Genomic DNA, 18922 nt, shown 5'->3' with positions numbered 1-18922 from the left:
TTCCGGCGATCTCGGCGCTTTAGCGTGCTTTGGCCTGGCGGAACTTGAGGAAGCCCCAGACGATGGATGCCTGCCAGCAGACCAACAGGCCCACCCAGATCCAGTCCAGGCCACGTTCAGTGGCATTGATGATCATGGCGACGAGCCCCAAGGTCCACGCGAGTTCCTGCACCCCCAGGAACGTCAATGTTGGTGCCTTTTTTCTGCTGATGTCCTGTGTCATGTTCTCTCCCCAGTGAGTAGCCTGCAGTCTAGCCGACCCGTTTGTGGGCGTGGGATCCCGGGTTCGCGGGAAGCCCGCGTTTTCGTGCGGAGGCCTCCAGCGAATTCACCGCATTCCCGGAGTTTCGGCGCGGCGCTTTCCACATAGCCGAAAATGCCCGTTCCGACCACGGTCCGCGGTGGCCAAGCTGAACCGATGGACATGCCATCAATAGACAAAAGCAGCACTTCGGCCCCTAATCTGCCATTACGTGGGTACATGTGGCGGACCGATGAGTTGCTTCGCATGGGCTTCAACAGCCGGCGCATCAGGGATCTAGTGGGTTCGGGTGGGCTGCTCCGGTTGAGGTACGGCTGCTATATCCGGGCCAGCACGTGGGAATCGCTGAGCCCCGGCGGGCAGGCAAGGGAGCGGATCATGGCCCACGCCCACGGGACTTTGACCACTTCCACGGGCGGCTTCGTCTACAGCCACCTCTCGGCTGCCCGTCTTCATGGACTTTTTCTGTGGGGCGTTGACCAGAAGGTGCACATTCTGCACCCGGTGAGACCTTCCGCTGACCGGTGGGGCAAGGATGTGCGAGCCCACACCGAGAGTCTCAGTGAGCACCAGGTTGAGTTGATCCGGGGACTGCGGACAACCACCTTGGAACGGACACTTGCTGATTCTGGCAGGATGCTGAGCTACCCCAAAGCCTTGGTGGTCATGGATCACGGGCTACGAAAGGGCGCCGATATCACCGCGCTTAAGGGCATTGCGGCAATCTCGGATGGGAAAAGAGGCATCCGCACCCTGCGCAAGGCTTTGGACAACGCGGACCCGCGCTCCGAGTCGGCCGGCGAGACACTTACCCGTGAACTCATTCAGAGGCTCCGCATCAAGCCGCCGGAGCCGCAGGTGGAAGTGCAGTCCAGGGTGGGCCGCCACCGCATGGACTTCGCCTGGAAAAAGGAGAAGTTGGCTCTTGAATTCGATGGGCGGACCAAATACTTCGACTACCAGCCCACCGACGAGGTGATCTTTCAGGAACGGCGGCGCGAGAAAGCCCTGGTGGAGGAGGGCTGGCGGTTCATCCGCATCGAGTGGAAGGACTTATTCCAGGAGCGTCTCTTCAAGGAGCGCATCCTCCGAGCACTGAGATAACGACGCCGGCACTCGAGTTCGCGGGAAGCCCGCGTTTTCGTGCGGAGGCCTCCAGCGAATTCACCGCATTCCCGCGAACTCGAGAAGGAGAGAAGGTGGGGAGCCTGCTGGTGAAGAATGGTCTATGGGATTGAACCTTTCCTGCGCGGCCGGCGTCGTACAGGTGTAGGGCAACAGGGACGGGGCGCGGAGGAGGTGGCTATGCCGTTGGACGAGGATGTGGTGGCGGCAATTTACCGCGACCACGGGACGGCTTTGAAGCGCTTTGTCCTCAGCTGCACGTCGGACGCGAACCTGGCGGACGATGTTGTGCAGGAGACCATCCTCAAGGTCTGGCAGCACGCACCGCATATCACGGGCAGCCTGCGGAGCTACCTGTTCCGGACAGCCCGCAACGTCATCATTGACAACTACCGCAAATCCCAGCGCCGTCCACTGGAGACCGGCGAGCACGACCTCCCGGACCGCGCGGCATCCGAGCGCGTGGACGAGCTCCTGAACCGGGTCCTCATGGAGGAGGCGCTGCTACGGCTCAGCCACGAGCACCGCGAGGTTCTGGTGGCACTGCATTACCAGCGGTTCACGGTGGTGGAGGCGGCACTGCAGCTGAACATCCCCGCTGGAACGGTGAAATCCCGGGCTTTCTATGCGGTGAAGGCCCTCCGAACAATTCTTGATGAAATGGGGGTGGAACGATGACCGGCAACTCCGTCCACCAACTGCTGGGAGCCTACCTTCTGGGCGGGTTGGAACCGGGTGAGGAGCGCGCCTTCGAGGACCACCTCACTGTCTGTTCCGAATGCCGCGCAGAGCTTGAAGAACTGGAATCCTTGCCGGCGCTCCTTGACGCCGTTCCCGCGGCCGACGCGATCGCCCTCACCACGTCGGGCACCTTGGAACCGCTGGAGGCATCAGCTGATCCGTTGCCCAAGAGAGTCCTGGTGGACTTGTCAGCGCGCAGGCGCACATCACGACGCCGGTGGGCGGCTTTGGTGGGCGCCGTTGCGGCTGCGTGCCTGGCAGCCGGAGTCCTGGCAGGGCCGCTGCTGAACCAGCCAGCAAAACCCGATGCAAGCTACTCGGTCCAGTCGGACAACGGATTGCAGCTCACCGTGGGAATGGTCAAGAAGACGTGGGGCACCGAGCTGGAAGTCGAAGGCCGGAGCATGCCCTTGGAAGGGACGCTTTACCTGTGGGTCAAGGGTCGTGACGGGGCCGAGGAACGGACCTGCGGCTGGACGGCGACGCCCAGCGGCCGGATCAGGATCACCGGTGCCACACCGGTTCAGTTGGCGGGAATCGCGGGCGTAGAGCTCCGCGATGAGGCGGAGAAGACCGTGGCGGTGATCTCGGTTCCCTAGCCGGCGCTTTGTGCCCGCAGTTCGGCCACCAGATCCGGGTCTTCGCAGGCGCGGGCGAAAGCTTCGATCCGGCGCTCGATCTCCCTGCCCAGCAGCCAACCGCCGATCCGCTCAGCCACGGGCTTCAACAGGGCCGGGCGGCACGAAAAGGTGTACTTCCAGACCGCCCGGGTGCCGCCGTCGTCCGCTGTGAAACGCCAGCCGCCGCCAAAGTTCTCAAAGAACCACGGCCCGGAAACCATGGTCATGCCCACGTTCTTCGGGGGCGCGTAGGACACGTATTCGCTGACCATTCTCAGGCCCATCCGGGAGACTGTCCGTGTGCGGACGCCCTTTCCGGCCGCCGCAGCGCCATCAAGGAACGCCTGGGAAGAAATGAACGGGTCCCATTTGAGCCTGAATTGTCCGGTGGTCTGCGACAAGGCAAAAGCCGTGGCCGGGTCCAGGTGGATGAAGCGTTCGGCGCGAACCTGTGGCATGTCAGCTCCCCTGCCCGGCGCCGATAACAAGGAACACCATGAAAGCAACACCAAAGACGTTGACTGCCATGATGGCCAGCCCAATGATCCCCGTGATCCGTCCGGCATTCATGCCACCGGCGCGGAACACCGCGATCAGCCCGCTGATAACGGCCACCAAGGCCAGCACGACCGCTGTTCCGGCCAAGGCCAAAGCGCCGAACCACCAACCGTCGTTGCCCGGGTTGTACCGGCTCATGGCGGAAGCCACTGCGGCGATGCCCAGGGGAACACTGACCACCGCTGCGATGGGGGAGAGCACCGCAGCGACAATGCTGGTAATCCCGGCGCCCAGCCCCTTGGTACGCGAACGCCGGGGCGGTTGGTAATACCCCGACTGCGGCAGATAGCTCATGATTCCCCCAACGTGGGTCCGTTAGATCTTGCGGTACGTGAGGTCGAAAATCATGCGCCCGGCCTCGTGGGCCTTGTTCTCAAAGCTGGTCCGGATGCGGCCCTCGAACCGGGGAGCCCAGCCGCCTTCCTCGTCCACGCCCTGGTTGGGGCCCGTGTGTTCGGTGCTGACCGGGGCGCGGCCTTCCCGCACAGGGGCGCCGCCCACCACGGATTCGACGCCGGATTCCCACACTTGCGTCAACGGGCTCTCCTCGCCGCTGCGCTCGCCTTCGTGCATGTTCTCGAATTCAGTGGAGTCTGCAAGGACTTCCCGGACGTGCACGGCGTAGTTGGACCAGTCCGTGGCGATGCGCCAGTAGCCACCCTTTTGCAGTGCCTTGGCGGCAACCGAGGCGAACGCGGGCTGGATGAGGCGGCGCTTGTGGTGCCGTGCCTTGTGCCAGGGGTCCGGGAAGAACACCCACAGCTCGCTGACGGAGCCCTCGGGGAGCATTGACTCCAGGACTTCCGGGGCGTTGGCTTCCACCACCCGGACGTTGGTCAGGCCGCGGCTGTTGATTTTGATGATGGTGTTGGCCAACCCGGGCGTGTAGACCTCCACGGCCAGGAAGTCCTTGTCCGGGTTCTCCTCGGCTGCGTGCACCACGGCGTCGCCCAGGCCTGAGCCGATCTCCACGATCAGGGGAGCCTTCCGCCCAAAGACAGCCTCGGCGTCGAACGTGTAATCCGGGTGCACCGAGGTATTGGCGACGTGGCGCGGGACCTGGACGGCCCAGCGTTCGGCATGCTCTTCCCATGCTGCCTGCCTGCGGCCCTGCAAACGGGTTCCGCGGCGCACAAAGCTGACAGGCCGGCCGCCGTAGGTACCGAACGAGGCCTGGGTGCCGGGCGTGACTGGTCGCGGGGAATCTGGGGTTTCACTCATCCCTTCCAGAATACTTTGGTTCTTGCGGGAGGGTCTTGACGGGGCACTTGCATTTTGCAAGTATGTGCCGCATGAGCCTCTTTATCACCTGCCCCGTAGACAATGTCCAACGCGCCACCGACTTCTACACAGCCCTCGGCTGGAACCTCAACCCTGAGATGTCCGATCACAACGTGTCCTGTTTTGCGATCGCTCCCGACCAATACGTGATGCTCGGCAGCCGCGCCATGTACGCGAGCGTCGGGGGTTCCGAGGACCTCATCGGCGGACCGGACACCCCCTCCAAAGTGACGGTCTCCTTCGACATGGACAGCCGGGAAGCGGTGGACCTGATCATTGAGCGTGCCGCAGCTGCCGGTGGCCGGATCGGAGACACCGATGACTACCCCTTCATGTACCAACGCCAATTCGATGACCCTGATGGCTATCACTACTCGCCGTTCTGGATGAAGCCGGACGCCGCTCCCACAGCGTGAGCAACCTCGCCGCTGCCCTGGACATAGTGGGAGCGCGGTGGGCCCTGCTCATTGTGGAACGTCTCCTGGAGGGACCCCAGCGGTACGGTGACCTGCAACGCGACCTTGGAGTGCCAACCAACATGCTGGCCACCCGCTTGCGTGAGTTGGAGGCCGCAGGGGTGCTGGTCCGGCTGCCACTGAAGCACAACACCCGCGCTTACGCGTTGACCGATCGGGGCCGCGCCTTGGGTGAGGCGATCGACGCCTTGGCACGTTGGGTAGGGCAGGATTAGGGCAGGTGGGGGTGTTGACGTGCGCTGCTGCCATTGTCAGTTCCGGACTTCAACAGGAATGAGCCCGCGTGACCACCTCCACACCATCCAGGAAAACAAGGGTCCAAGGCCTCGCGGCGTTGGCGACGGCGGGCGCCCTGGTGGGCTTGATCGTGGCCGGATCCGCCGGGGCCGGCGCAGCGCCGGCCGCCGCAGCGGGCCCCGCACCGCAGCACCATATTGATATGGACGGGATCGTGTCCATGGTGGGCATGCCGTTTGTGGGGTCGGAACTGCGGATGGGTGCGCCCGCGGAATTTACCGGCTGCGACAAGACCCCTGAAGCTCCCGACGGCTACACGATCGAGTGGCTCAGCAACGGCACCCCGCTGAAGGCCGCACGCCAGAAAGAAGTCCTCAAGATTCTGCCGGAAGACCGTGGGAACCGCCTTTCCTTCAACGTCTACGCCACCACTCCGGAGAAGAAGCAGTGCGGAGATGCACTGCGTGGCGATGAGAACACCCTGCTGCACAGCAAGGAGACGGACCCCATCTCGGCATCCAACCGGGCCATGGGCTGGACCGGACGTGGGAACTACGAGTTGATGGGACGCACGGCCGGTGGTGACCTGGTCCTGTATCCGCGGACGTATACCTATGGCCTGGGACCGTGCGACGTGGGGCTGTGCCCCAGCTATGAGGCGGCCCAGTGGGATAAGCCCAGGCTGGTGGGCACGGGCTGGAACATGTTCAACATTGTGTTCTCCCCGGGGTGACTTTGACGGGGACGGAAACAACGATGTCCTTGGCAGGGACGAAGACGGCGACTTGTACCTATACCCGGGTGACGGTGCGGGCGGTTGGAAAGGCCGGTCCCTGGTTGGCACGGGTTGGGACATTTTTGACAGCATCCTGGGCCCGGGAGACTTCGACGGAGACGGCATCAACGATGTCATGGCGCGTGACGCCGAAGGTGACCTTCACCTGTATCCCGGCGATGGCGACGGCGGATGGCAGGAACCCAGCGTTGTGGGGACCGGTTGGCAGGTCTTCGACAAGGTAGTTGCTTCCGGTGACCTCAGCGGTGACGGGAATGTGGACCTGTTGGGACGCGACTTCGACGGGTACATGCACCACTACCGTTCAGACGGCAGAGGGGGTTTGGAAGGTGCCGGCACCTGGGGGCCCGGATGGGGGTCCATGGTGGACGTCCTCGGTGTGGGCAGCTATACCCACAACCTGGGGGAGGCCATCCACTGGGGTCACAACGTAACCCGGAACGACTTCGTAGCGATCAACGCTGACGGAGATCTCCTGAAGTACTACGGCTTTGTTCCCACCTCCCAGACCATTGGGACAGGCTGGGGCATCTTCCAGTCGCTTATCTAGGCGGGAGCCGGGCTAGCCCGCCGGCTCCTCGGGAACCGGCGCCGGCCATGTGCCATACCGCCGTTCCAGGTCCTTGGAGGAGAGTTCCAGGGACGAACCTCCTCCGTACACCTGCGATTCGATGCCCAGTGAGGCAAGAATTTTTTGTGTTCCCTCCACCGTTTGGCCGGGGCCTTCGAAAGTGAACCGAACGAAGCGTCCGCGATCCACCTCGTCCTGTGAAGCAAGCTGTGCCAGGGCGTAGTTGATCAGGCGTGCGGGGTCTCCGGTAAAGTCGTCGGTCGCCGAAAGTTTCGCCTCCACGTAGGGTGTGGTGCCGTCCCAGGCCCGCCCGGCTGTGAAGTCGACGCCCGGAATTTTGGCCACTTCCCCTTCGACGACGGCCAAGGGACGGGCCGTCGTCGAAGGGGCTCCAACGGTGCAGGCGCTCAGGAGGATGGACGCGATCACTGCGATGATCCACAGGACCGCGTTCTTCGTGTTTTTCGCCGCCACTATGTTCGGGATCAGCCGATCAGTGCCGTGGCGGCCGAGTAACGGGCCAACGAGGTGTAGGCCGTCTTGGAACCGGTGACCCGTACTTTGATGGCGCTGCCCTTATCGGCAGCAACCAGCGTGTACGTCGAGGCAGTGGCACCCGTGATGGCTGTGCTTCCGCGGTACCACTGGTAGGTGAGGGTCACGGGAGCCGGCCCCCAGGTGCCGGGAGTGGCAGTTACTACGGAGCCAACCTTGGCCGTTCCGCTGACCGTCGGCGTGGGCCCGGTCAAGGTACCCACCGCTACTGCTGCGGTGGCAGCGGACGTCTTGGCCGCCGTCGTAAATCCGGATTTTGTTCCGGTGACCTTGACGGTCATGGTCTTGCCCAGATCGGCCGAGGTCAGCGTGTAGGTGGCGGCGGTTGCGCCGGTGATGGCGACGCCGGTCCGGTACCACTGGTAGGTCAGGGTCACGGGGGCGGGGCCCCACGTGCCGGGAGCCGCGGTCAGAACGGCACCAACCTTGGCCGTCCCGGTAATGGTGGGAACCGGAGCGGTCAACGTGCCCACCGTTACTGCTGCGGTGGCAGCGGACGTCTTGGCCGCCGTCGTAAATCCGGATTTTGTTCCGGTGACCTTGACGGTCATGGTCTTGCCCAGATCGGCCGAGGTCAGCGTGTAGGTGGCGGCGGTTGCGCCGGTGATGGCGACGCCGGTCCGGTACCACTGGTAGGTCAGGGTCACGGGAGCGGGGCCCCACGTGCCGGGAGCCGCGGTCAGAACGGCACCAACCTTGGCCGTCCCGGTAATGGTGGGAACCGGAGCGGTCAAAGTGCCGGCAGCAACGGCTGCGGTGGCGGCGGACGTTTTGGCGGTGGTGGTGTATCCGGCCTTGGTTCCCGTGACCTTGACGGTCATGGTCTTGCCCAGATCGGCCGAGGTCAGCGTGTAGGTGGCGGCGGTTGCGCCGGTGATGGCGACGCCGGTCCGGTACCACTGGTAGGTCAGGGTCACGGGAGCGGGGCCCCACGTGCCCGGCGTTGCCGTCAAAACTGAGCCCACCTTGGTTGCCCCTGAGATGGTGGGAACCGGAGCGGTCAAGGCGCCGGCAGCAATGGTGACGCTGGCTTGGCCTTGATAGGGCTGGAGCGGCCAGTCATAAATGCTGAGCCGTGCAGTGACCTTCTTGCCGGCATCGGAGGCCTGGACCGCGAAGGACTTACTGTTGGTCCGGTAGTCCTGAACGCCGTCAACGAACCAGTCGTAATAGGGGCCGAAGTCGGGAGCGGGAGTCAACGTCCCGTGGTCCACGGTGAGCGTGTTCCCAGCGCTCGGGGTCCCGGTGATGGTGAAGGGCTTGGACGCTGTCACTGCCTGGGCACCTGATTTTCCAGCGTGAACCACGATTTCGTGTGTGACGTACCCGGTTTTGGTACCCGTGACTTTGGCCCAGATGTCGTACCCGGCATCGGCCGCCGTCGGTACGTATTCCGTGCCGGTGGCACCGGCAATGTTCTGGAGTTCGGCGCCGTCCGTGGCGCGTTGCCACTGGTAGGCCAGGGTCACAGGGGCAGGTCCCCAGATGCCGGGATCAACCGTCAGCTTCTGGCCCGCCTGGGCAGAGCCGTACACGTAGGGATTGCCGGGGGTCAGCGACAGGCCGGCTACTTCCAGCTGCATGGTCAGCTTGATCCGCTGGCCGGCGGCTGTTGCCGTGAGCACGGTGGCGGTGTCCTTGGTGGGAACGTTGTCGAAGCATTCTGCCTTGTACCGCTTGTCACGGGGTGTGCCTTCGTAGACAGTGTCATTGACGCAGAGCTTGTACTTTTTGCCGACGATCATGCGCCAGTAAATCTTGCCCTCGGCGTTGGAGGTCAGCGGGCCCATCTGCGGTCCATCCCAGGTGCCGGTGGCGTCGTTGTAGACCCAGGGGACGTAGCCGACGTCGGCAATTGGTGCACCTGCGGTGTCCACCACGGTGGCTTCCATGAGGGTCTCGTCCTTCAGGACGAAGTTCACATTGGTCCAGGCAACTCCGGTGGGGACAGTGGCGGCGGTGTAGGTGTCCGCCGTGGCCGTCCCGGTCCAGTACTGCTCGAGGTAAAGCCGCTTACCGGACTCGTCGCGGACGCTGATGTAGGCCTGGTTGGGCGGAATTTTGGTCAGCGTGAAGTTGCCGTTGGCGTCCGGCTTGGTGCTGCTGACCTGGCCGCCATTGCTGGGTGACGCCGAGACGGACACGTCCGTGACCGGCTGGCCCGCCTTGTTGGTGACCCGGCCCGTCATGCTGCCATAGGCTTCCAGCTGCGGGTTGAACGTGGTGGTGGGGGCAGCATCGGTGACGGCCACCGGCGTCGAACCGTAAGAACTGGACGAGTTTCCGTTCCATTCCTCGGCGTAAGTGGCCGCGCAGGGGCTGTTGCTGCAGGTGGTGCGCATCTTGTAGCTGCCGGCTGCCGGCACCGTGAAACTGTAGGTGCCATCGGCAGCGGTCCAGGAGCCGGCTACATAGTCGGCACGGTCATCGTTGGTGTACGCGCCCACAAATACATCGGCAAGCGCCGTGGCTGTCCCTGTTGCCGTCGGTTTCCCTTTGACCGTCCCTTTGAAGGTATACGTAGCGGCCGAGGCCGGAGCGGCGCCCGCAATGAGGCCCGCGGCCACCAGGACCAAGGCCACTGCAACGGCCCATATCCTTTGCCGCGCATTGTTGATCGGATGGTCGGTTGCGGTTCGCGGCAACGGCATGGGTAAGGTCCTTTTCCCCAAAAAGTGACTGAAGGGACCGAGCGGTCCACTGCCATCGTAGGTGCCGGGACGTGGCCGTGCCATGGGGAGTTGTCCCCCTGTGGGTAGAGTTGCCTGATGCTGGAGATCCGCCCGAACTGTGAATGCTGCGATCGCGACATCCCGCCATCCGGCGAGGCGTACATTTGTACGTTTGAATGCACGTGGTGCCCGGATTGCGTTGACCGCTTCCCCAACCGTTCCTGCCCCAACTGCGGCGGGAACCTTCAGCTGCGCCCGGTCCGGCCGGCTGCCGCCTTGCTCAACAATCCAGCCAGCACCACGCGCGTTGTGTCTCCCGGTTGCCTGGGCCAATGAGTGCAAGCGAGCGGACGTTGGAGCTGGTCCTGGGTTCCTTGGTGGCGGCCACGGAGGGGCGCACTGCCTTTACCCTCGGTTTCCTGGGCACTACGGGTACGGACGGAGGACCGCGGGTCCGGGCTGTCATCCTTCGGGATGTTGACCGCTCCGCCGGGCACGTCATGGTGGCCACCAACGCACTGTCAGACAAGGTTGCGGAAATGGGCCACCAGCCACGGGTGGCGCTGACTTTGTACGACGACGACCACGGGGTTCAGCTCCGCATCAGGGGGACCGCTGAGGTGGTCAGGGACCAGATGGAACGACGCCGTGCCTGGGAACGGTTCAGCCCTTCAAGCCGCCATCTCTACGCATCCCGGCTTGTTCCCGGAACTCCCATTGCGGACCAGCCTCTTGACGGCCAGGATGCTGATGAGACGGCCATGGAGCGATTTGCCTGGATCAGAATCGACATGACGCATCTTGACTGGCTGGACCTGTCAGGCGATCCCCATATCCGTTGGCAGTTCACGCGTGACGGCAGCAGGTGGCGCGGGCAGGAAATTGTTCCCTGACCCCGGTCACATCCCGGAGCCGTGACTTCCTGCTGGGGCACGGAACGCCTCGGCTGACAGAATAGGACGTGTGACCTCTTCCCAGCAGCCCGGCTACCCCGCGGACCACGCCCCACCGTCAATCGCGGTGGACGCCGAAACCAACGAAGAACCGCCTGCGGACCCCACCGTGCTCCGCGGTAAACGCGGCCTGGTTTACCTTGGCCTGTGCCTTGTCCTGATTGGGTTGAACCTCCGGACGGTCTTCTCGAGTTTCTCCGCGGTACTTCCGGAAATCACGTCCGACGCCGGCCTGCCGGGCTGGGCGCTGGTTGTCCTCACCACCGTGCCGGTCACGTTGCTGGGCGTCTTCGCACCTTTGGCGCCTGTCCTTGCCCGCAGATTCGGGGCGGAGAGGGTACTCCTGGGCGCCATGGTTGTTCTAACGGCGGGGTTGCTCCTGAGGCCGGCCGCAATAGGGAGCCTCGGTCACCTCCCGACACTCCTGGCGGGAACGGCAGCCTGTGGCGCAGCCATTGCACTCTGCAATGTGCTCCTTCCCGGTGTGGTCAAAAGGGACTTCCCGCACCGCCTTGGCCTGATGGGCGGCCTCTATACAACGGCGATCTGCGCTTCGGCTGCCCTTGGCGCGGGCTTCACGTATCCGGTCTTTACGGCAACCGGCCACTGGACCTCGGCGCTGTGGTTCTGGGCGGTGCCTGCCGCCGTCGTACTTTTGCTGTTCCTGCCGCTGGCAATCCGCCAGCCAGCGGTAAAGCACCAGGCCATCCACGGCGGCGTTCAGGTGTGGCGCTCGGCCGTGGCGTGGCAGGTCACCCTTTTCATGGTGCTGCAGGCCATGATGTCCTTCAGCGTGTTCGCCTGGATGGCGCCGATTCTTCGCGAGCGGGGTGTGGACGGTGGAACTGCCGGGCTGATCGTGTCGGTGTCCATTGTGCTGCAGATGCTGGGCTCGCTCTTTGCTCCTGCGCTGGCCACGCGCTTCAAGGATCAGCGGGTCATCAACATGGTGGTGGCACTGATGACAGGCGGCGGTTTTGCGCTGACGATCTTTGGCCCGACGGAACTCATCTGGGTGTGGACCGGGCTCAACGGCCTGGGTCAAGGCTCCCTGACCGCTGTGGCCCTGACCATGATCATGGTCCGCACCCGGGACTCCCACACTGCGGCCAACCTGTCCGGGATGATGCAGGGAGTGGGCTACGGGGTGGGTTCGGCCGGCACGTTGATGGTGGGCCAGCTTCATCAGGCCACGGGCGGCTTTGCTGCAGCAGGAATCCTGTTCCTGGTGATTGGGGTACTCGCCGCGTTCTTCGGCTACCGCGCAGGCCGTGACCGCTTCGTTTAACGTTGTGAGGCCCGCTCTGCGTCCCAAAAACCCAGGAAAGGATGCAGAGCGGGCCTCGCAACGAAAGCCGGAGTAGCTAGACGGTGAGGTCCTTGCCCTTGGTCTCCGGGATGGAGAAGGCGAAGGCGATGCCCACCACCAACAGGATCACCGCATACACGTTGAACAGGTAACCCTGCCCGATGCTGCCAAGCCACGTCTGCAGGTACGGGGCTGTGCCACCGAATGCTGCAACGCAGATGGAGTAGGGAACTCCGACGCCGATGGTTCGGATGTGGGTGGGGAACAGTTCAGCGTAAACAGCGGGAACAATGGCTGCGCTGCCTGCAATGAAGAACAGCATCACGGACATGGACACTGCCAGTTGCCACGGTGAATCCTTCAGCAGCCAGGTCATGGGGAAGTGCAGGAGCGCGGCGCCGGCGGAGGATGCGATGATCACGGGCTTGCGGCCAATCCTGTCCGACAGCTTGCCCCAGAACGGCAGGGCCGCGATGAACACAACGTTGCCGATCACACCGGCCCACAATGCCGCACCGCGGTCCATCTTCAGCGCGCTGGCAGCATAGCTCGGAGCCACCACGCCCCAGATGTAGTACACCACTGTGAGGCCAACGGTCAGGCCGATCACCTGCAGCGCCTGCTTGCGGTACTTCACAATCTGCGGCCACATGGGAAGGCGGTTTTCATTCGGCTTCTCGGCAACGAATGCCTCCGTTTCCTTCATTTTGGCCCGCATCACCAGGGCGTAGATACCCAGTGCGCCACCGATCAGGAAGGGGATGCGCCAACCCCAGGCGCTCATGTCGTCCTTGCTCAGGACATTGGTCAGGATGGCGCCCAGCAGCGTTCCGGCCAGGATTCCGGCCGTGCCGGAGGTGTAGATGAGCGTTGCCCAGAAACCGCGGTGTTCTTTGGGTGCCATCTCTGACAAATACGTTTGCGACGACGGCAACTCACCACCGTGCGCCAGGCCCTGGATGAGGCGGGCCACCAGGAGCATCACCGACGCGAAGGCGCCCACCGCGGCGAAGGTCGGGGCGATGCCGATCAGGAGGCTGCCAACCGCGGCGAGCGCCACGGCCACGGTCATGGACGTTTTGCGGCCCACCCTGTCGCCGATCCAGCCGAATACGAATCCGCCGAACGGCCGGGCAACGAACCCGACAGCGAAGATCGCCAGGGTGGACAGCATGGCCGAGGTGGGATCGGCCTGGCTGAACAGTGCGCTGGCAATGAACGGCGAGAACGTTGCGTAGATGGCCCAGTCGTACCACTCCACGGCGTTGCCGATTCCTGTGCCGATCAGTGTGCGCTTGTGCGAGGTGTGAGCCTTGACGTCCGGGGACGTTCCTGCGGTGGTGGTCATGTGATTCTCCAAGAAGGGGACGGGCTGGGAGTCAGTTGCCGGCGAGGGCAGCGATGCGGGACACGGCGAGTTCGGCATACAGCGCGGCACCGTCGGTGAGGACGCCGTCGTCGAACATGGCGTAAGGGGAGTGGTTGAACGGCGACGCGGTGTGGTCGGCGCCGGGGGCGACGGCACTGAGTCCCACAAACGTGCCGGGAACTTCGGCGAGGACCCGGGAAAAGTCCTCGGAACCGCTCAGGGGAGTTGCCATCCGGCTGTGCCGGGACTCACCGAACATTCCGGCGATGACCTTTTCCGCGGTGGTGGTTTCGTCGTCGTCGTTGATGGTGAGGGGGTACTCCTCTTGGTAGTGCACATCCGCCTCCAAACCGTGGGCTGCCGCGATGCCGAGCAGAAGCCTGGGTACTGCTTCCATCATCTTCCGGCGGGACTCTTCGGAGAAGGTCCTGATGGTGGCCTCGATGCGGGCGGTCTCGGGGATGACGTTGCGCTTGGTTCCAGCATGCAGGACACCGACGGTCAGGACTACGGGATCGAACATGTTGAACTGGCGCGTGACCATGACCTGCAATGCGGTGACCATTTCCGCTGCAGCGGTGACGGGGTCCTTGGCGGAGTGCGGGGCCGAGCCGTGGCCGCCCGCGCCCAGCACGGTGACAACCAGTCCGTCAGAGGAGCTGAGCATGACGCCCGGCTTGGTGACGAACTGGCCGTGGGGCTCCAGGGCGGAGAATACGTGCATTCCGTAGGCGGTGTCAGCGCGTTTGCCTGCGGCGTCCAGGACACCTTCCTTGATCATGTAGCTGGCACCGTCGAAGCCTTCCTCGCCGGGCTGGAACATGAGGATGACATCGCCGGCCAGCTGATCGCGACGCTCGGCCAGAAGGGTGGCCGCACCAGCGAGCATGGAGGTGTGGAGGTCGTGTCCGCAGGCGTGCATGGCACCGTCCACCCGGGAGGTGTAGTCCACCCCGGTGCGTTCCTGCACGGGGAGGCCGTCCATGTCCGCACGCAGCAGCACTACGGGCTTCTCGGCAGAATCGTGGTGGGCGCCGCCGCGCAGGACTGCGGTGACCGACGTCGTTTCCTTGCCGAGCGTGATCTCGTAGGGGAGGCCGTCCAGGGCCTTGAGTACCTTCTCCTGGGTGCGGGGGAGTTGCAAGCCGATCTCCGGTTCGCGGTGGAGGTCATGGCGGAGACGGACGATGTCTTCCCGCAGTTCCTTGGCGTCAGCGGCGATGGTCATTTATTCTCCTGGTGAGTCCGGGTAAAGGTTCCTCCTGCCATTCTGGGGTGATGCTACTCACATTCTTGAAAACATCTGTAAATATGCAATGAATAGCGTTTATTCGCAGGAATCATACTTTCTCGTGAGATGATTCGCAGATGGAGCTCAGCGAAGAAGACCTGCGACTCATCAACGCTCTGCAGATCGCGCCCCGGATCAGCTGGTCGGATGCCGGCGACGTCCTGGGCGCCCACGCCACCACCCTGGCTTCGCGGTGGGACCGTTTGCGGGCCTCGGGCTCCGTCTGGACCACTGCCCACCTCATGGGGGATCCCAAGGACATGTGCCTGGCCATGGTGGACCTCGACTGCGAAATGCACCTGAGGCCGGACGTCATCTCTGCCGTCTCCAAGCTGCCCGAAGTCATCACCGTGGAGGAGGCCGCCAGCAACCGCGACCTCACGCTGACTGTGATCACCCAGGACCTGGACCAATTCAGCAACCACGTGTTGCCGAAGCTTAAGGACATCCGGGGACTGACCAAGTACCAAACGGCGCTCTGTACCCGAATCCACACCAGTGGCTACGCCTGGCGGTTGAATGTCCTCACCAAAGCGGAGCAGCAGGCACTCAGGGCGCTCGCGGGACCTGAGTCAACCAGCCCGTCGTCGCCGGACGGCATGGTGGTCCCGCTCCCCGACAGCCACTTGGCGCTCATCCCGTTCCTGGCCCGCGATGGCAGGGCCACCGCTGCAGAGATCGCCCGATCCCTGGGGCGCAACCCGGCCACTGTGCAAAGGCAGTTGACGCGTGTCCTGGCCAGCCGCATGCTGTCCTTCCGGTGCGAAGTTGCCCAGCAGTTCTCCGGCTTTCCCGTGACTGTCCAATGGTTCGCGAATGTTCCGGCCGGCCAGCACGAGGCAGCAGCCACCGAGTCGCGATCCATCCGGAACGTCCGCTTCTCCGCCTCCACCACCGGCCGCACCAACTTCACCATGATCATGTGGCTCCGGACCCTGGCCGAAGTCATGGACATGGAGTTGCTGCTCCAGCAGCGCATTCCGGGGATAGAGCTGGTGGAGAGCGTCGTGATGCTCAATACCGCCAAACGGGTGGGCTGGATGCTGAACCCGGACTCGACCGCCACCGGAACGGTGTTCCCTCCCTACAGTGAGCTCCTGCCGGCCGGCGTCTAGGCGTGCTTCGTGGCCCGCAGGACAGCGTCCACGGTGGTGCCTGACTCGCCGTTGTGGCCATCAACAGTCCGCGCCCGATCCGTGAGGACCTCAACTGACCACTGCCCGGCCTCCAGCTGCAGCTCATGGGCCAATTGCTCCGGGGTGAAGAGCATGCCGGAATCGTGGTGGCGGCTCCACTCCGGCAGTCCTTGGGGGTGGTGCCCAACGATCAACAGCGTCCCTCCGGGAGCCACGGCTGCTGCGGCTTTCACTGCAGAATCCTGCCAAGGCAACAGCGGGGAGTGCAGGAAATGGGATGACACCAGATCAAATTCAGGCTCCGGATCCCACTCCGTGAGGTCCTGCTGCTGCCAGGTGATCCGGCCCGCGTACTCCGTTTCCGCGGCATGGGCTGCTGCCCGTTCAAGCGCGACGGCGGACACGTCCAATGCGGTGACGGTCCACCCTTGCGCTGCCAACCAGAGGGCGTCCCCGCCCTCCCCGGAGCCCAGATCCAGCGCCGTTCCCGGCTTCAGTCCAGTGACCTCGGCAACCAACTGCGGGTTGGGTTTCCCGCTCCAGATCCTGGCCCGTTCCCGGTACATGCCATCCCACATGTCCACGGCATTGTCCGCGTCCTCGTGGAGGTTGAGTCCGGTCTGTTGGGCACCACCATGGGTGTGTTCGCCGTGCTGGTGAGTTCCGGCGTCGCGCGGGTTTTCAGTCATACGCCAAGCGTGCCGTGTGGAGCGCGCTCAAGGCAACGGCTGTTGCTGGTTCGGCAAACTCCAGCGCTGCGCTCCCGCCCCGGACGCGCCAAGCTCGTCCGACGGGTTCTGCAGCGTGCAAGACTTCAGGCTCAGGCAGCCGCAGCCGATGCATCCGTCCAGATCGTTGCGCAGGTGTTGGAGGGCTGCGATCCGCTGGTCCAACTCCTCGCGCCACCTCAACGACAGTTTGGCCCAGTCGCGCTTGGTGGGAGTCCGGCCGTCCGGCAACGAGTCCAGCGCCTCCCGGATGTCCTTCAGGGGGAGGCCCACCCGCTGCGAGGTCTTGATGAACGCGACGCGCCGCAGTGTGTCGCGCCGGTACCGCCGCTGGTTGCCCGCTGTCCGCTCGGCTTCGATGAGCCCGTTGCGTTCGTAGAAGTGAAGGGCCGAAGCCGATACTCCACTGCGCTCGGACAGCTCACCGATGGTGAGCGGCCGGTGCGTTGTGGCCTGTTGCATGGGTTCGCTTCCGTCGCGGGGTGATGGATTGACCTCAACATTAGTTGAGGTTCTAGGCTGGCGTCCATGACCTCTGACACCTCAACGGCCGGCATACTGCGCCGTCCATACCTGCTGGCCACCGTGGGTGCCTGCGCGCTGGTGTTCCTCAGCGCCTTCGAATCCCTCGCGGTGACAACCATCATGCCCCTGGTCAGCCGCGACCTGGATGGAGCCAGCCTCTACGCGCTGGCCTTCGCTGGGCCATTGGCAACGGGCGTGATCGGCATGGTGGGCGCCGGAAACTGGTCGGACAGGCGGGGGCCCGCCGCACCGCTGTACACGTCGGTGGCACTGTTCGTGCTGGGCCTGCTGATTGCGGGAACCGCAGAAACCATGGAGATGCTGGTCCTGGGGCGGCTGGTGCAGGGCCTTGGCGGCGGAGCGATGACCGTAGCCCTCTACGTGCTGGTAGCCCGGGTATATCCCGCGGCCCTGCACCCCAAGATCTTTGCCGCCTTCGCCGCGTCCTGGGTGGTTCCTTCCCTGGTGGGCCCGTTCGCCGCCGGCGTTGTTGCCCAGGTCAGCAGCTGGCACTGGGTCTTCCTTGGCGTGGTGGGCCTGGTCATTCCCGCGCTGCTGATGGTGGTTCCGGCAGTGCGCGGGATGGATACGCGGCCTCCCGCGGAACCTGTCCCCTGGGCCTTCGGCCGAATGGGCTGGGCCGCACTTGCCGCCCTAGCCGTCCTGGGGCTGAACCTCTCCGCAGAGGTGCCGGGAGTGGGCGGGGTGCTTGCCGTCGTCGCGCTTGTCCTGGCTCTGGTGGCGTTCCGTCCGCTGGTTCCACGCGGAACCCTCACGGCCAAGCGTGGGCTTCCCAGCGTGATCCTGGTCCGCGGGCTGGCGTCTGCCGCGTTCTTCGGCGCGGAGGTGTACCTGCCCTACTTGCTGACTGAGCGTTACGCCTTCACGCCGACGTTCGCCGGCCTGACCCTCACCGGCGCTGCGCTCGCCTGGGCCGGCGCGTCAGCCATCCAAGGCAAGTTGGGGTCGCGGCTGGCCGACGATCTGGCAATCAGGATCGGCGCCATGCTGGTCCTGGTGGCGATCATCTCAACACTGGTCACTGCGGCGTTTGCCCTGCCCGCGGCCGTTGCCATTGCCGGGTGGATCCTCGCCGGTGGCGGGATGGGACTGATGTACCCGAGGCTCTCGGTGATGACGCTGGCTTTGTCCACCGAGGAGAACCAGGGCTTCAACAGCGCGGCCATGTCCATCTCCGACTCCCTGGGCGGGGCGCTTTCTCTGGCGGCCACGGGCTTGGTCTTCGCAGCGTTTGCGGCCAGCCCCTTCGCTGCCGTTTTCGCGCTGACCGCAGTGATCGCCGTCGTAGGAGTGGTGATGGCGCCCAGGGTGGCCGCCCGCAGTGTCGAGTCCGATGCCCGGCGCGCAGCCCCGGACGCGCAACCCGAGCTGACGCACCACACCTGACACGTTGTGGGGCCCGCTCTGCACGTTTTAGCGACCCTGAGTCGCGCAAAGCGGGCCTCGCAACGCGGGCCTGGCCAGCCCCGATGCAGGGCCCGCGCCCGGATACTGCTAAGATGGGCTTACTTGATGTGCAGTGACGCCCTGAAGCAGGTGGCCCGACAGGCTACGCGACAGGGCAGTTTTCATGTGAGAGGCACATCCTGCGTCGATGAACGCGTTCCATTTGGTCCCGGCCACCGCTGTTGAAGCGAATCGGTAGACCACCTGAATTTTCCTCGGCGAACCCCTGGCCCAACCGGCGTCGGGGGCC

General features: G+C 64.3%; 22 protein-coding genes. 12 read left to right on the top strand and 10 right to left on the bottom strand.

Annotated features, from left to right (window positions below):
• Positions 1-19: 19 nt before the first annotated feature.
• The gene (locus tag JOE60_RS15595; RefSeq protein ID WP_167267113.1) at positions 20-223 is read right to left on the bottom strand and encodes a hypothetical protein; all 204 of its coding nucleotides are present in this window, start codon (positions 221-223) and stop codon (positions 20-22) included.
• Between the two features lie 201 nt (positions 224-424).
• Between JOE60_RS15595 and JOE60_RS15590 the strand changes: the two genes are divergently transcribed.
• The 3 genes from JOE60_RS15590 to JOE60_RS15580 all read left to right on the top strand — a co-directional run bounded on the left by JOE60_RS15590 (position 425) and on the right by JOE60_RS15580 (position 2727).
• Complete coding sequence (locus tag JOE60_RS15590) at positions 425-1366, top strand: hypothetical protein (protein WP_420851415.1); 942 nt, start codon at positions 425-427, stop codon at positions 1364-1366.
• Between the two features lie 201 nt (positions 1367-1567).
• A complete protein-coding gene (locus JOE60_RS15585) occupies positions 1568-2065 on the top strand; it encodes a sigma-70 family RNA polymerase sigma factor (RefSeq protein WP_167267441.1) in 498 nt (165 codons plus the stop codon).
• Positions 2062-2727, top strand: coding sequence for an anti-sigma factor family protein (locus JOE60_RS15580; protein ID WP_167267439.1), 666 nt, complete (start codon positions 2062-2064; stop codon positions 2725-2727). The genes JOE60_RS15585 and JOE60_RS15580 overlap by 4 nt, the downstream gene beginning before the upstream one ends.
• Here the strand turns inward: JOE60_RS15580 and JOE60_RS15575 are convergent.
• From JOE60_RS15575 to trmB, 3 genes are read right to left on the bottom strand one after another with little or no spacing between them, the layout of a single operon-like run.
• Positions 2724-3206 (bottom strand): type II toxin-antitoxin system RatA family toxin, encoded by a 483-nt coding sequence (locus JOE60_RS15575; RefSeq protein ID WP_167267437.1) that lies wholly within the window; start codon positions 3204-3206, stop codon positions 2724-2726. The genes JOE60_RS15580 and JOE60_RS15575 overlap by 4 nt on opposite strands.
• A gap of 1 nt (position 3207) precedes the next feature.
• A complete protein-coding gene (locus JOE60_RS15570; protein ID WP_167267435.1) occupies positions 3208-3600 on the bottom strand; it encodes a hypothetical protein in 393 nt (130 codons plus the stop codon).
• A gap of 21 nt (positions 3601-3621) precedes the next feature.
• Entirely contained in the window at positions 3622-4527 is a 906-nt protein-coding gene (gene trmB / locus JOE60_RS15565) for a tRNA (guanosine(46)-N7)-methyltransferase TrmB (RefSeq protein WP_167267433.1), read from the bottom strand.
• A gap of 71 nt (positions 4528-4598) precedes the next feature.
• On the opposite strand from trmB, the gene JOE60_RS15560 reads away from it, so the two are divergent.
• From JOE60_RS15560 to JOE60_RS18415, 4 genes are all read left to right on the top strand, one after another.
• Positions 4599-5003 carry a VOC family protein gene (locus tag JOE60_RS15560; RefSeq protein WP_167267431.1) on the top strand — a complete coding sequence of 135 codons (405 nt, stop codon included), beginning with the start codon at positions 4599-4601 and terminating at the stop codon, positions 5001-5003.
• Positions 5000-5278 carry a winged helix-turn-helix transcriptional regulator gene (locus JOE60_RS15555; protein WP_167267429.1) on the top strand — a complete coding sequence of 93 codons (279 nt, stop codon included), beginning with the start codon at positions 5000-5002 and terminating at the stop codon, positions 5276-5278. The genes JOE60_RS15560 and JOE60_RS15555 overlap by 4 nt, the downstream gene beginning before the upstream one ends.
• A 68-nt stretch (positions 5279-5346) precedes the next feature.
• The gene (locus JOE60_RS18420) at positions 5347-6033 is read left to right on the top strand and encodes a hypothetical protein (protein WP_239528887.1); all 687 of its coding nucleotides are present in this window, start codon (positions 5347-5349) and stop codon (positions 6031-6033) included.
• Positions 6014-6646, top strand: a complete 633-nt coding sequence (locus JOE60_RS18415; protein ID WP_239528886.1) for an FG-GAP repeat domain-containing protein — start codon at positions 6014-6016, stop codon at positions 6644-6646. The genes JOE60_RS18420 and JOE60_RS18415 overlap by 20 nt, the downstream gene beginning before the upstream one ends.
• 12 nt (positions 6647-6658) lie before the next feature.
• Here the strand turns inward: JOE60_RS18415 and JOE60_RS15545 are convergent, their stop codons facing one another.
• Positions 6659-7141: a hypothetical protein gene (locus tag JOE60_RS15545; RefSeq protein WP_167267427.1), complete on the bottom strand. Its 483-nt coding sequence runs from the start codon at positions 7139-7141 to the stop codon at positions 6659-6661.
• Positions 7142-7152: 11 nt separating this feature from the next.
• Positions 7153-9873, bottom strand: coding sequence for a carboxypeptidase regulatory-like domain-containing protein (locus JOE60_RS15540; RefSeq protein ID WP_167267425.1), 2721 nt, complete (start codon positions 9871-9873; stop codon positions 7153-7155).
• Between the two features lie 117 nt (positions 9874-9990).
• On the opposite strand from JOE60_RS15540, the gene JOE60_RS15535 reads away from it, so the two are divergent.
• The 3 genes from JOE60_RS15535 (at position 9991) to JOE60_RS15525 (ending at position 12135) form a co-directional block, all read left to right on the top strand.
• A complete protein-coding gene (locus JOE60_RS15535; RefSeq protein ID WP_167267423.1) occupies positions 9991-10230 on the top strand; it encodes a DUF1272 domain-containing protein in 240 nt (79 codons plus the stop codon).
• Positions 10227-10787 carry a pyridoxamine 5'-phosphate oxidase family protein gene (locus JOE60_RS15530; protein ID WP_167267421.1) on the top strand — a complete coding sequence of 187 codons (561 nt, stop codon included), beginning with the start codon at positions 10227-10229 and terminating at the stop codon, positions 10785-10787. Before JOE60_RS15535 ends, JOE60_RS15530 begins: the two co-directional genes overlap by 4 nt.
• Before the next feature lie 70 nt (positions 10788-10857).
• Positions 10858-12135: a CynX/NimT family MFS transporter gene (locus JOE60_RS15525; protein WP_167267419.1), complete on the top strand. Its 1278-nt coding sequence runs from the start codon at positions 10858-10860 to the stop codon at positions 12133-12135.
• A 76-nt stretch (positions 12136-12211) separates the two neighbouring features.
• Here the strand turns inward: JOE60_RS15525 and JOE60_RS15520 are convergent, their stop codons facing one another.
• Positions 12212-13504, bottom strand: coding sequence for an MFS transporter (locus JOE60_RS15520; RefSeq protein ID WP_167267417.1), 1293 nt, complete (start codon positions 13502-13504; stop codon positions 12212-12214).
• Positions 13505-13535: 31 nt separating this feature from the next.
• Positions 13536-14753 (bottom strand): M20 metallopeptidase family protein, encoded by a 1218-nt coding sequence (locus JOE60_RS15515; protein ID WP_167267415.1) that lies wholly within the window; start codon positions 14751-14753, stop codon positions 13536-13538.
• 140 nt (positions 14754-14893) lie between these two features.
• Here JOE60_RS15515 and JOE60_RS15510 point away from each other — a divergent pair, with 140 nt between their 5' ends.
• On the top strand, positions 14894-15931 hold the full coding sequence (locus JOE60_RS15510; protein WP_167267413.1) for an Lrp/AsnC family transcriptional regulator: 1038 nt from the start codon (positions 14894-14896) through the stop codon (positions 15929-15931).
• Here the strand turns inward: JOE60_RS15510 and JOE60_RS15505 are convergent.
• Together JOE60_RS15505 and soxR are read right to left on the bottom strand one after the other, a co-directional pair.
• Positions 15928-16641, bottom strand: a complete 714-nt coding sequence (locus JOE60_RS15505; RefSeq protein ID WP_167267411.1) for an SAM-dependent methyltransferase — start codon at positions 16639-16641, stop codon at positions 15928-15930. The two genes, JOE60_RS15510 and JOE60_RS15505, sit on opposite strands and share 4 nt — an antisense overlap.
• Positions 16642-16668: 27 nt before the next feature.
• Positions 16669-17142 carry a redox-sensitive transcriptional activator SoxR gene (gene soxR / locus JOE60_RS15500; protein ID WP_167267409.1) on the bottom strand — a complete coding sequence of 158 codons (474 nt, stop codon included), beginning with the start codon at positions 17140-17142 and terminating at the stop codon, positions 16669-16671.
• 66 nt (positions 17143-17208) lie between these two features.
• Here soxR and JOE60_RS15495 point away from each other — a divergent pair, with 66 nt between their 5' ends.
• Positions 17209-18612 (top strand): MFS transporter, encoded by a 1404-nt coding sequence (locus JOE60_RS15495; RefSeq protein WP_167267407.1) that lies wholly within the window; start codon positions 17209-17211, stop codon positions 18610-18612.
• Positions 18613-18922 lie beyond the last annotated feature (310 nt).

This window comes from Paenarthrobacter ilicis, from assembly GCF_016907545.1.
GTDB lineage: Bacteria > Actinomycetota > Actinomycetes > Actinomycetales > Micrococcaceae > Arthrobacter > Arthrobacter ilicis.
This window is presented reverse-complemented; position numbering and strand designations above follow the sequence as displayed.